Origin of the sequence: Lysinibacillus sp. NPDC093216, from assembly GCF_050280325.1 — a bacterium.
GTDB lineage: Bacteria > Bacillota > Bacilli > Bacillales_A > Planococcaceae > Lysinibacillus.
This window is the reverse complement of sequence record NZ_JBNNVB010000003.1, coordinates 1-12,543: the sequence shown is the minus strand read 5'-3', so window position 1 is coordinate 12,543 and position 12,543 is coordinate 1. Positions and strand designations below refer to the sequence as shown.

13 protein-coding genes, 8 tRNA genes and 1 rRNA gene are annotated in these 12,543 nt (G+C 37.8%); 21 read left to right on the top strand and 1 reads right to left on the bottom strand.

Annotation, left to right across the window (positions count from 1 at the left end; translation table 11 throughout):
• Positions 1-44 precede the first annotated feature (44 nt).
• Positions 45-665: a rhomboid family intramembrane serine protease gene (locus tag ACQKOG_RS04745; protein WP_337988590.1), complete on the bottom strand. Its 621-nt coding sequence runs from the start codon at positions 663-665 to the stop codon at positions 45-47.
• A gap of 64 nt (positions 666-729) precedes the next feature.
• Here ACQKOG_RS04745 and acpS point away from each other — a divergent pair, with 64 nt between their 5' ends.
• From acpS to ACQKOG_RS04640, 21 genes are all read left to right on the top strand, one after another.
• Positions 730-1,083, top strand: coding sequence for a holo-ACP synthase (gene acpS, locus ACQKOG_RS04740; protein ID WP_370079939.1), 354 nt, complete (start codon positions 730-732; stop codon positions 1,081-1,083).
• Between the two features lie 478 nt (positions 1,084-1,561).
• Positions 1,562-2,671 (top strand): LolA family protein, encoded by a 1,110-nt coding sequence (locus ACQKOG_RS04735; protein WP_370079937.1) that lies wholly within the window; start codon positions 1,562-1,564, stop codon positions 2,669-2,671.
• Between the two features lie 219 nt (positions 2,672-2,890).
• On the top strand, positions 2,891-4,012 hold the full coding sequence (alr, locus tag ACQKOG_RS04730; RefSeq protein ID WP_402870228.1) for an alanine racemase: 1,122 nt from the start codon (positions 2,891-2,893) through the stop codon (positions 4,010-4,012).
• A gap of 334 nt (positions 4,013-4,346) precedes the next feature.
• Entirely contained in the window at positions 4,347-4,610 is a 264-nt protein-coding gene (locus tag ACQKOG_RS04725) for a hypothetical protein (protein ID WP_049663444.1), read from the top strand.
• A gap of 4 nt (positions 4,611-4,614) precedes the next feature.
• Positions 4,615-4,965, top strand: coding sequence for a type II toxin-antitoxin system PemK/MazF family toxin (locus ACQKOG_RS04720; RefSeq protein ID WP_370079933.1), 351 nt, complete (start codon positions 4,615-4,617; stop codon positions 4,963-4,965).
• Between the two features lie 436 nt (positions 4,966-5,401).
• Positions 5,402-5,803 carry an anti-sigma regulatory factor gene (locus ACQKOG_RS04715; RefSeq protein WP_370079931.1) on the top strand — a complete coding sequence of 134 codons (402 nt, stop codon included), beginning with the start codon at positions 5,402-5,404 and terminating at the stop codon, positions 5,801-5,803.
• A 12-nt stretch (positions 5,804-5,815) separates the two neighbouring features.
• Complete coding sequence (locus tag ACQKOG_RS04710; protein WP_370079929.1) at positions 5,816-6,811, top strand: PP2C family protein-serine/threonine phosphatase; 996 nt, start codon at positions 5,816-5,818, stop codon at positions 6,809-6,811.
• A gap of 65 nt (positions 6,812-6,876) precedes the next feature.
• A complete protein-coding gene (locus ACQKOG_RS04705) occupies positions 6,877-7,212 on the top strand; it encodes an anti-sigma factor antagonist (RefSeq protein ID WP_370079927.1) in 336 nt (111 codons plus the stop codon).
• Positions 7,209-7,679, top strand: coding sequence for an anti-sigma B factor RsbW (rsbW, locus tag ACQKOG_RS04700; RefSeq protein ID WP_370079925.1), 471 nt, complete (start codon positions 7,209-7,211; stop codon positions 7,677-7,679). Before ACQKOG_RS04705 ends, rsbW begins: the two co-directional genes overlap by 4 nt.
• Positions 7,657-8,442: an RNA polymerase sigma factor SigB gene (sigB, locus tag ACQKOG_RS04695; protein WP_370079923.1), complete on the top strand. Its 786-nt coding sequence runs from the start codon at positions 7,657-7,659 to the stop codon at positions 8,440-8,442. The genes rsbW and sigB overlap by 23 nt, the downstream gene beginning before the upstream one ends.
• A 147-nt stretch (positions 8,443-8,589) precedes the next feature.
• The gene (locus tag ACQKOG_RS04690; protein ID WP_370079921.1) at positions 8,590-10,764 is read left to right on the top strand and encodes a Tex family protein; all 2,175 of its coding nucleotides are present in this window, start codon (positions 8,590-8,592) and stop codon (positions 10,762-10,764) included.
• 148 nt (positions 10,765-10,912) lie between these two features.
• On the top strand, positions 10,913-11,374 hold the full coding sequence (locus ACQKOG_RS04685) for a SprT family protein (RefSeq protein ID WP_370079919.1): 462 nt from the start codon (positions 10,913-10,915) through the stop codon (positions 11,372-11,374).
• A 91-nt stretch (positions 11,375-11,465) separates the two neighbouring features.
• Positions 11,466-11,542 (top strand) — tRNA-Asn (locus tag ACQKOG_RS04680).
• A gap of 1 nt (position 11,543) precedes the next feature.
• Positions 11,544-11,615, top strand: a tRNA-Glu gene (locus ACQKOG_RS04675).
• A gap of 36 nt (positions 11,616-11,651) precedes the next feature.
• Positions 11,652-11,727, top strand: a tRNA-Asp gene (locus ACQKOG_RS04670).
• A gap of 5 nt (positions 11,728-11,732) precedes the next feature.
• Positions 11,733-11,807: transfer RNA gene (locus ACQKOG_RS04665), tRNA-Gln, on the top strand.
• Positions 11,808-11,822: 15 nt separating this feature from the next.
• Positions 11,823-11,895 (top strand) — tRNA-Lys (locus ACQKOG_RS04660).
• A 67-nt stretch (positions 11,896-11,962) separates the two neighbouring features.
• Positions 11,963-12,048, top strand: a tRNA-Leu gene (locus ACQKOG_RS04655).
• A 26-nt stretch (positions 12,049-12,074) separates the two neighbouring features.
• Positions 12,075-12,151 (top strand) — tRNA-Arg (locus ACQKOG_RS04650).
• Between the two features lie 24 nt (positions 12,152-12,175).
• Positions 12,176-12,249 (top strand) — tRNA-Gly (locus tag ACQKOG_RS04645).
• A gap of 211 nt (positions 12,250-12,460) precedes the next feature.
• Positions 12,461-12,543, top strand: a 16S ribosomal RNA gene (locus tag ACQKOG_RS04640); the annotation flags it as partial.

Genomic DNA, 12,543 nt, shown 5'->3' with positions numbered 1-12,543 from the left:
CCGTGATGATAGCTTATCACGGAGGATTGCTCCTCTTGTACTTATTACTTACCCGCCATCTTTTGTTTACGCCAGCTTAAAATTCTTTTTGGATGTAAGTAAACGAGTCCAAGAAGGAAACCTGTTACTAAGCCGCCTAAGTGAGCATAGACATTCACATTTGGCTGTAGGAAAGTCATGATAACACTGATCACAATGATGGGCAAAATAAGTTTACGAAGCATCGGCATTGTACGACGTGTATAGTAGACAAGCGCTCCGAAAGCACCGAATATTCCGAAAACAGCTCCGCTTGCACCAAGACTTTGATAGCTACTATCATAAAGTAAATAGGTTGCCATGTTACCTACAATACCAGACATTAAATAAATTGTAGTAAAACGTACCTTGCCAGCAATTCTTTCAAGCTCTGGTCCGAATAAATACAATGAAAACATATTAAAGAAAACGTGCGAAAAGCCAGCATGTAAAAACATTGCAGTAAAAACACGCCACCATTCACCAGATCGTATAAGGAAGTTCGATTGAAATCCGTAATTCAATACATTTTCTCCTACTCCAGGTAAAATAGTTAGTACATAAACAATTAAATTAACCGCTATTAATGTTGAAACAATCGGATAATACTTTGTATATTGCTTAAAATTTTCTGTTCTACTAAACATAACTCCACCTCAATTTACAATTATTATACATGGCTTTTTAGAAATAGGAAAAGGAGAAGTTCAAATGATTAAAGGAATTGGTCTTGACATTGTAGAAATTGACCGTATTGCTAAAGCAATAAGAAGAACAAATAAATTTAAAGATCGCATTTTAACTGAAAAGGAAAGAGTTTTGTTTGATGCACATTCAGAAACTCGTAAAATAGAATTTTTAGCTGGACGATTCGCTGCAAAAGAAGCATTTTCAAAAGCATTGGGAACTGGTATTGGTGAAGAATGTAAGCTTCATGATATTGAAGTTTTAAGAGGGGAAGCTGGAAATCCGGTTTTATATTTCAAAGGACAGCTTGCAAATGGATTTGTAAGTATAACACATTCTAAGCAATACGCTGCGGCACAAGTAATATTATTACAATAAATAATGATAAACAAAGCTTGCGCCATAAAAATATTAAAAAAGCTCATCACCAAAAGTTGTGGATGACATTTTTAAAACGTATACCATTTAGATAAAGTTAATTGGAGTGAAGACTGACGCCCCCAGCCGGAGCGGAAATCAACCCTACGTTATGGTGATAAGCTAATCAATTATGCCTTGGCATAATTGGGTCTGGAATCGGCTTTGCTTGCACAAAGAACTCCTTGCCGATTCCGTGACGTCCGCCGGAGGCTTTAGGCCAACACGAAGTTGGTCACTCAGTCGTTGCTACAGGACGTGGCGTTCTTAGACTGAGTTCCTCTATTTCAGCGGTTGTCCAAATATCCGTTGAAAGAAGTTAAAAGAAAAATAAATTTCTGAGTGAAGATAAATATATTGCCCTTGTTCAAATGACATAACTGACAAATACGGTTCATATATTGTCGTAGTGGATTTGAAAGAAGGAAAGGGTGAAAGCGTGGGCAACCGAATAGTTAAATGGCTCGTCTTATTTTGTACGATATTACTTTTATCGGCATGTGGTACAGACTCACAGGAAAAAGTGTTGAAGAAAGTTAATGGGAAATGGGCAGAAGCAAATGGTTATGAGTTGAATGCTACGATGGAGATTAAATCTGGTGGAGATCCCAAAAAATATGATGTAACAGTTTGGCATACGAAACCTGATTTTTATCGAGTAGAAGTAGTAGAAAGTGGGAAAGATGTTTCACAAATGATAGTGCGAAATGCAGATGGAGTTTTTGTTGTGACACCTACATTAAACAAAATGTATAAATTCCAAAGTGATTGGCCCAAGAAAAATAGTCAAGCTTATTTAATAGGTGCACTAGCAGAAGATTTAGCTCAAGATAAAAATTTAGTCATGAAAGAAGAGGACAAAGCATATATATTTGAAGCGGCTACTAGAAATAGCTATAAAAATAGTATGCCTCATCAGGTTATAACAGTTGATAAGAAAACAATGCTTCCTACTTCCGTAGTAATTATGAATGATGTAAAAGAAGAACAAATTCGTATCACATTTAAAAATATTAAATTAGGTGTTCAACACGCTGCTAAAGAGTATGCGGTTGAGCAATTTACAGAATCAGATGAAACAAAAGGTGAACAAGCTACACCATCAGAAAAAGATAAAAAAGATAACAAAGACAACAAAGACAGTAAGGAGAGCAACAATAACCCGAATGGAAATGAAGAGAAAAAGGCAGTAAGTGCAGAAGCCGAAAATAAAGAGTTCCAAACACACTACCCTGTTGTAAATTTAGAAAATACGAAGATGGTGGAAGAGAAAGTTATGCGAGAGGGTGGAATGGACCGTGTCATCTTAACATTCGACGGTGACAAGCCATTTACTGTCATGCAACAGCCAGTTTCGAAAGAGGCTGCTATGTTGCCAGTATCGTCTCCTGGTGATCCGGTAGATTTAGGCTTTACGATTGGTGCTATTACCGATACCTCTATTAGCTGGGAAAAGGACGGCGTTGAATTCTTTGTAGCCTCTAGTAAATTGACTCGTGAAGAAATGGTGCAAGTAGCCACTTCTATGACGATAGGTAGTATGAAATAATTTTTCTAGCTACAGCTTTCTATATGGAAAGCTGTAGCTCGTTAAGTAAATAAGTACAGTTTTGAAGAAAATTAACACTGTTTAGAAGTTGTTAAGTCATATATGATAAAAGTTATGTAGAAGATTAGTCTAAAATAGAACGAATTATATAAAAATAGTATAAAAAAGGCAATTTATTCAATACATAATGTTTTAATAAAAAATAAAGAGGGTATTCTAATGGAGACACAGCAATATTTTAGACCAACTAAAGCAGTAGTAGACTTACAAGCAATTCAACAAAACGTAAAAAATTTGAAAATGCTACTTCGACCTAATGTTCAAATTATAGCTGTCGTAAAGGCAAATGCATACGGTCACGGAGATGTAGCCGTTGCAAAAGCAGCACTTGAGGCAGGTGCAACAATGCTTGCAGTGGCAACGCCAGATGAAGCATTACATATTCGAGCACATTTTGAAGAGCCAGACATACTAATATTAGGTGCCTCTCCAGTTTCATTTGCACTATATGCTGCCCAACAGCGCATTATTCTTACGGCATTTGCAAGTGAATGGGTACAGCAAGCGGCTCCGTTCATAGCTAATGAAGCAAGTCCTTTACGACTACATATTAAAGTAGATAGTGGAATGGGCAGAATTGGCGTTCGTTCAGAACAAGAATTATTGGATCTATATCAAACAATACAAAATACAGTGAATGTGGAGCTTGATGGGATATTTACACATTTTGCGACTGCGGATGAAGAGGATACTTCATACTTTGATAGACAAGTACAATTTTTTGAGAAATGTGTAACTGCATTGCCCGAAAAACCTAGACTTGTTCATGCATCAAACACGGCTACATCTTTAGTAAAAGATGCACATTTACAATTTGATGCTGTTAGATATGGTATATCGATGTATGGATTATCACCATCTTCTTATGTAGAAAGTATTTTACCATTTCCGTTACAGCCAGCGTTTTCGCTTGAGAGTGAGCTTGTTCATGTGAAACAGTTACAAGCAGGGGATTCAGTAGGCTATGGAGCTACTTTTGAGGCTCCTTCGGATATGTGGATAGGAACAATACCAGTAGGCTATGCTGATGGGGTGATTCGTAAATTAGGTGGACAAGAAGTACTAATTGATGGACAAAGAATGCCGATTGTTGGACGAATTTGTATGGACCAATGTATGGTTGCCTTGCCTAAAGCATATGCTATAGGTGAGAAGGTAACACTCATTGGTCCTCAAGGACATGATGCTATTTCAATGAATGAATGGGCAGCAAAGCTTGAAACCATTAATTATGAAGTACCATGCATTATTACAGCGAGAGTTCCTAGATTATACATTTAATCTGGACTTAACCTAAAAAGTTACTTAAGGATTTTGTTATAGGCGGTCTTAAATAGTTTTGACATTTAAATTTGGATAAATGAATACTATATCTAAACACTAAACAACTTGGTAAATAACAACTATAGAAGATTTACTAAGAAGCTGATTCATTCATATTTTGTAACGAATTGCAAGGTGAATATTCGGCAAATACCTTCGACAACCTACATATTTTTACAACTTGGACTTTAAATTGTCAGATATTTTGTCATTTCGTGTCTTTTCAACAATATCTTTCAATGGTAGAATGGGTAGTAATGAAAAGTGGATGGTTCCGTTGGAGGTGCTTGCTGTGTACGAGAAAAAGTTAAGAGAAGCTACAATTGCTGTTCAGGATAGACTGTTTCTACAAACAAAGGAAGTAATTGAGAGTGAATCTTTTGCGCGTATTTTGTCGCGCAAAGTTTTAATGCAGGAGCAACCAAATCAAATACGGGAAGCTATGATGAAAGGATATGTTGAAATGTCTCATATAAACCTGAGTATTGCAAGTGAATGCTTGCACGCAGAATATGAAGCACAACATACGGTGGAGCGTCTCGTTAGCGGGGGATGACACTTTGAATGTAAAACGTGGTGACGTTTTTTTTGCAGATTTATCGCCGGTAGTTGGGTCCGAGCAAGGGGGCACTAGGCCGGTGCTAATTATTCAAAATGATATTGGCAATCGATTTAGTCCGACTGTCATCATCGCAGCTATCACTGCACAGATTCAAAAAGCAAAATTACCGACGCACGTTGAAATTAATGCTGAAAAGTATGGTTTTGAACGTGATTCGGTTATTCTGCTCGAGCAAGTGCGGACGATTGATAAGTCAAGATTGACAGATCGTATTACGCAACTTGACAATGCGTTGATGGAGAAAGTTGATGGTGCATTGATGATTAGTTTAGGGCTTGTTAAATTTTGATATACATATGTGTATAGTGGCATCGAGATGAATTTTCATCTCGATGCTTTTTTATCTTTATTCAACAATATTTTCTGTGCGAAAGCGAAGCGACAGCAACAAAAGTTTTCTGTGGCGACAGCTACAATTCCGTCAAGGGGAAATTGATATTGTACTCTCAAATACTTTATTACCATAAATTGAAATCGTTATTCAAAAATGGTATTAATAGATTTAAGATATACTCAAGATCTATATTTTGAATAGATTTTTGAAAAAATATCGAGAGGTTTAAGAAAATAAAAATAGAATTTTATCATCGTTCAGCAACAAGATTGTCTGTGCGAAAGCGTAGTGTTAACGTAGCGACAGTTCAATTACGCCAAGGTAAAAGTTGATAAGATGATCTGAATTAAAGTGTAAGAGTATAACTCCGAAAGGAATTGGGGGGGCGACAGTGACAATTAAGTCTTCGGTTGAAATTATTACTGAGTGGGATATAGTAGCAGCAAGACAACTGGGGCGTGACGAAGCAAAGGCGCTTGGATTTGACACTGTTGATCAGGCACGAATCACCACAGCTATAAGTGAACTAGCCCGAAATATATATTTATATGCAAGGATAGGTGTCATTGAAATTGAAAAAGTTGAGACAGACACTGAGAAGAAGATAATTGTTATTGCAACTGATCAGGGTCCAGGAATAGAGGATGTTCGGAAAGTGATGGAGGATGGCTATTCCACTTCAGGAGGGCTCGGTGCAGGTTTACCAGGCGTTAATCGATTGATGGACAATATGGTTATTCAATCGATTGTAGGAGAAGGAACAACGATAAGAGCTGAAAAATGGCTGCGTTAGGATGTGGAATTTTTGGAACAATTAGAATCACAATATAAAAAGATTTTGTCAGATTATATGACCGATCAAACTGAAAAGAATTTGTATATTGCTCAAAATTTCATTCGCCAGTTAATCCAAAAGAATATATCTCCAGAGGATGTTGTAAGTGTCCATAAAAACGCAGTTGAGAAACTATTTCCATGTAGAATGAGTGAAGAACAGCTCGCATATGATTTTCTTATCGAAGTTATGGTGCATTATGGAATGGCTCATAGGGAGCACCAAAGTTTATTACAAAAACAAGCAGAGTATGAGATGGAAATGAAAATCGCTACAAACATTCAGAAAACATTACTTAAAACAGACGTACCACAACTTTCAAGTATTGATATAGGAATGATATCTATCCCAAACCGGAAGATGAATGGAGATTATGTACATTTTTTATATAATCGAGAGGATTATTTGAGTGTAGCTGTGACAGATGTGGTAGGTAAAGGTGTTCCCGCTGCATTATGTATGACTATGGTGAAATACGGTCTTGAAACGTTAGAATATGCATATAAAGAACCTTCGTATGTATTAGAGGTCATCAATCGAGTAATTGAAAAGAGTGTAGACGACAGTATGTTTGTTTCTATGTTTTACGGTTGCTTGGATATGCGAAAGAGTATTTTTTCTTATGCTTCTGCAGGTCACGAGCCGGCCCTCCATTATTGCGCTAAACATAATGAATTTTTTCCTTTGGAATCGACAGGATTATTACTGGGGGTGTTGCCAGAAACGAAATATTCGTACAACGAAATTGTTTTGGAAGAAAATGATATCGTAATAATGATGACGGATGGTGTTACGGAATTCAGAACGCATGATGAAATGAATTCACGAGAGGTCATTACATCACTAATATTGGAAAATAAATACTTATCAGCTCAACAATTATGTAATCTCCTGTATAAGCAAATTGAAGAAATGCAGGATTTTAAACTATCAGACGATTTTACAGTTGCGATTATAAAAAAATAGGGTTTTAACCTTTGTAATTACGGGAATAGAAAAGCAGTCAAACAAATATGGTGGAGGTGTGCTATATGGATATGGCGATACACTTTAAAGAATTAGATAATAAATTATACGGATTTATTGAGGGCGAAATAGATACTTATACTGCTTCACGTCTTAGGGAGGAGTTAGAGGCAGTGAAAATTATTGAAGGATTAGAAATAGTGCTTAATTTATCGAAAGTTAATTATATGGATAGTACAGGGTTAGGTATTTTTGTAGCCTTTTATAAAAGAACGTTACGTGAAAACGGGAAAGTTAAACTTGTAGGTTTGTCGAATAGATTACAAAGGTTGTTTGAAATTACTGGTTTAAGCGATTTAATGGATATTGAGACTGATAAAAAGGTGGAATTACGAAAATGAAGGAATTTGATTATATTGAGATAAGGGTTCCTGCAAAACCGCAATTTGTCAGTGTGATTCGATTGACGGTTTCTGGCTTAGCTAGTCGGGTTGGGTTTAATTATGATGATATTGAGGACTTAAAAATTGCCGCAAGTGAAGCGGTAACGAATGTTGTACATCATGCATATAAGGACGAAGAAGAAGGAGAAATCGTCATTGGTTGCGCTTTGTATGAAAATAAAATAGAAATGATGATTGCAGATTACGGCAATAGTTTCAATTTTGAGGAAATAAAGTCGAAAGTTGGACCGTACCATCCTGAAGAGGGTATTGCGGGTTTAAGAGAAGGTGGTTTAGGGCTTTATTTAATGGAAACTTTGATGGATGAGGTGATGATAAATAACGATGGTGGCGTTACTGTTTTCATGACAAAGTATGTTGCTAGAGAGCAGGTGGAAAAAAATGTCGAAAGAATCACCACATAAAACTTCGTCCAAGGAAGATATATTAAGATGGATTGCGTTGTACCAATCAACAGAGGATGATGAAGCACAAACAAATTTAGTGATGCATTATCGATATTTAGTTGAGTCCATTGCACGTAAATATTCGAATGGTAGATCTCATTATGATGATATTGTTCAAGTAGGTATGCTGGGGTTGCTAGGTGCAATTAGACGTTTTAATCCTAATGTTGGTCGGAGCTTTGAAGCATTTGCTGTACCAACGATTGTTGGGGAAATTAAGCGCTTTTTACGTGATAAAACTTGGGATGTTCATGTACCAAGGCGAATAAAAGAATTAGGACCGCGCATTAAAACAACAGTGGAAGCATTGACAATTGAGTTGCAGCGTTCTCCATCTATTAAGGAAATCGCAGATCAATTAGAAGTGGAAGAAGAAGAGGTTTTAGAGGCTATGGAGATGAGCCGTAGTTATCATGCTCTTTCTATGGATCATTCAGTAGAGTCAGATTCTGACGGCAGCACAGTAACACTATTTGATATTATGGGTAAAGAAGATGACGGCTTTGAAATGACTAATAAAAGAATGATTGTTTCTGACGCTATGAGTATTTTAGATGAGAGAGAAAGAGAAATAATTCAGCTTACATATTTAGAACAACTCACTCAAAATGAAGTTGGGGAACGATTAGGGATTTCTCAAATGCATGTATCAAGAATACAAAGGAAAGCAATAAAAAAGTTACAGGAATTTATCTTAGTAAGTGATAGAGTTTCGCTCTGAAATTTTTGGAGCGAGGGGGTTGTTCCAGACGTAATTATGCCAAGGTATAATTGATTGAATAGTTTACTCTTCTTTTAGAGTAGACTATTTTTTTGCAATTTTAGTAAAGTGTAATGGTAAAATAAAAAGAAAAAAGGTAGTGATAATGTGGAACAAAAGCAAATTTTACAGCTCATTGCAAAGGATGTAGCTATTAAGTCAGGTCAAGCTGATGCTGTTATTAAATTATTAGAAGAAGGAAACACCGTGCCATTCATTGCACGTTATCGAAAAGAAGCTACTGGATCCCTTGATGAGGTACAGATTAAAGCTGTAGAGGATCGTTATCACTACATACAGCAGCTTGAACAACGCAAAGAAGAGGTTATACGATTAATTCAGGAGCAAGATAAACTAACACCTGAATTAGAACAAGCTATTCAAGCAGCAACTGTTTTACAGCGTGTAGAGGATTTATATCGACCTTATAAACAAAAACGTCGAACAAAGGCGACTATAGCGAAAGAAAAAGGGTTAGAACCTCTTGCGGATCTTCTATTAGAGTATCGTAGTGATGCTTTAGAACAATTAGCAATGGCTTTCGTAGATGAGGAGAAAGTTGCTAATGTAGAGGATGCGTTAGCTGGGGCTCGAGATATTTTAGCAGAGCGCTTTGCTGATGAAGCGGCAATCCGTGAAAAAATTCGAACGTATTCCTGGAAAGATGGAGTACTCGTAACAAGTGTTAAGAACGCAGAGACAGACGACAAAAACGTTTTCGAAATGTATTACGAATATGAAGAGCCCGTAAATCGTATTGTTCCGCACCGTATTTTAGCTGTAAATCGTGGTGAGAAAGAGGAAATTTTAAAAGTAGCAATTCATGTACCAATAGATCGAGTATTGATGATTATGTGGAAGGAATGGATTCCTGCTACAGGTTCTTCACCAGCAATTGCCGAGGTGAAGCTAGCGATAGAGGATTCGTACAAGCGTTTAATTCAGCCTTCTATAGAACGAGAGTTACGAAATGAACTTACTGAAAAGGCAGAGATGCAGGCTATCCACATTTTCTCTGAGAATTTGCGTAATCTTTTATTACAGCCTCCAATGAAAGGGAAGTATGTATTGGGTGTTGATCCGGCGTACCGTACAGGCTGTAAGTTAGCTGTTGTAGATGCAACCGGGAAAATGCTAGAGGTTACAGCCATTTATCCACATCCGCCAAAGCCAGATGTAGCAAAATCGAAAGCGGTTGTGAAAGAGATTTTAGCAAAATACCCAATAACTATAATTGCTATTGGTAATGGTACTGCCTCACGCGAAACAGAACAGTTTATAGCAGATGTATTGAATGAGCTTGAAACTGATACGGCCTATGTTATTGTCAATGAAGCAGGGGCATCTGTTTATTCAGCGTCTGAAACTGCTCGTGCAGAGTTTCCTGATTTACAGGTAGAACAGCGTAGTGCGGTTTCTATTGCACGTCGTTTACAAGACCCGTTGTCGGAGTTAGTAAAAATTGAGCCCAAAGCAGTTGGAGTAGGTCAGTATCAGCATGATGTCTCTCAAAAGAAATTGACGGAGTCCTTAACATTTATAGTAGAGACAGCTGTTAACCAAGTTGGTGTTGATGTTAATACAGCCTCAGCTTCGCTACTGCAATACGTTTCTGGATTATCTAAAACGGTTGCGGAGAATATTGTGAAGGTACGAGAGGAAAATGGACAATTTACTACACGTACTCAGCTAAAGAAAATTCCGCGACTTGGTGCTAAAACGTATGAACAAGCAATTGGTTTCTTACGTGTTCCAGGAGCAAAAAACGCATTTGATGCTACGGGCATTCACCCCGAAAGTTATAGTGTAGCCGAACAGATTTTAGAGGTAGCGCAAATTGATAAAAAAGAGCTTGGGATGCAGAAGGCAGAGGAGGCCATTGCAAAACTAGATGTAGAAAAATTAAGTGAAGTTTTAGATATTGGAGTTGTCACAATCCAAGATATTGTGGATACATTAATGAAACCAAGTCGCGATCCACGTGATGCATTCCCTCAGCCTCTGCTGAAAACAGATGTTTTAAAAATGGAAGATTTACAAGTTGGGATGGAATTACAAGGTACAGTGAGAAACGTAGTTGATTTCGGAGCGTTTGTAGATATTGGCGTGAAGCAGGACGGACTTGTGCATATTTCAAAATTACAAAAAAGACGGATTAAACATCCATTAGAAGTTGTTGCTCTCGGTGACATTGTGACTGTTTGGGTAGAACAAATAGATGTCAAAAAAGGCCGCATTTCACTAACGATGCTACCTCCTAAAGATCAAACTATTGAAGCGTAATCAATTTCGCATTGGCGCAATTGTATTTGCTTTGCTGCCACTACGCTTTCGGTACAGATAAATTACTATCCGTTAATGCGGGATAAATCAATACCACACTGTCTATACTACGCAGTGTGGTATTCTTATTGTTAGAGGTGATATAGATATGAACAATGAGGAACTACAAAGTCTTGTTAGTCGAATATCATTAGAAAGTTTCCAGAAGCCATTCATGCATCGAGCATATTTTAATTCAAGGCTACGTTCAACAGGTGGACGTTATCTCTTGCAATCGCACAATATTGAAGTTAATCCAAAAGCTTATGAATTGTATGGTATTAGCGAAGTAGAAGGTATAGTTCGACACGAATTATGTCATTATCATTTACACTTGGAAGGCAAAGGGTATCAGCATCGAGACAAAGATTTTCGAGAGCTATTAGTCAAAGTGAACGCTCCTCGTTTTTGCTCAGTATTGCAAATCCCTAAAACATCTCAAAAAAAACAACGCCGACTTTATACATATACATGTGTAAAATGCCAACAATTATATGTAAGGAAAATTAGAATGAATGTGGGGAAATACTGTTGTAGCAAGTGTTTAGGACGTTTAAAACTAGTGGAATGAAAAAATAATAAAAAAAGGGTTGACGTTCGTTATAGATGTCTCTATAATAGTAAAAGTCGACAAGATAACGACGGCAAAATATATGAATTATTCCGAAGTAGCTCAGTTGGTAGTAGCACCTGACTGTTAATCAGGTTGTCGCAGGTTCGAGTCCTGCCTTCGGAGCCATGGCCCCTTGGTCAAGTGGTTAAGACACCGCCCTTTCACGGCGGTAACACGGGTTCGAATCCCGTAGGGGTCATTTCATTAGTTTAATTCATAAAAATATAGTAACATTGGTCCCGTGGTGTAGCGGTTAACATGCCTGCCTGTCACGCAGGAGATCGCCGGTTCGATCCCGGTCGGGACCGCCACTTATTGGGGTATAGCCAAGCGGTAAGGCAACGGATTTTGATTCCGTCATGCCTAGGTTCGAATCCTAGTACCCCAGCCATTCATTTCTTAATTTGAGCCATTAGCTCAGTTGGTAGAGCATCTGACTTTTAATCAGAGGGTCGAAGGTTCGAGTCCTTCATGGCTCATCTTTTTTAAGAAAAAAGGTTGACTTTTTGAATTATCATAGTATGATAAGAAAGTTCCTAATTGAATGCGGTCGTGGCGGAACGGCAGACGCGCTAGGTTGAGGGCCTAGTGGGGGCAACCCCGTGGAGGTTCAAGTCCTCTCGGCCGCACCAAGTCAATTTATGGATTTATATAATATGCGCCCGTAGCTCAATTGGATAGAGCGTCTGACTACGGATCAGAAGGTTATGGGTTCGACTCCTGTCGGGCGCGCCATTTTAAATAAATATAATTTACCACGCGGGTGTAGTTTAATGGTAAAACCTCAGCCTTCCAAGCTGATGTCGTGAGTTCGATTCTCATCACCCGCTCCAAAAAACTTTAAATAACTTGTTGACATACGAACTTTTATGTCGTACGATATAAAAGCTGTCACTACAAGATAATGACATGAACCTTGAAAACTGAACAAGCAAAACGTAATCAATAAAGTTTTTAGTAGCTAACCTTGAGTTGGTGAACGAAACAAAATTTTGGACATCAAACATGATGCCAGCAAAACAATTTGAGCTAATCAAATTTCTTTTTATGGAGAGTTTGATCCTGGCTCAGGACGAACGCTGGCGGCGTGCCTAATACATGCAAGTCGAGCGAACAGAGAAGGAGCT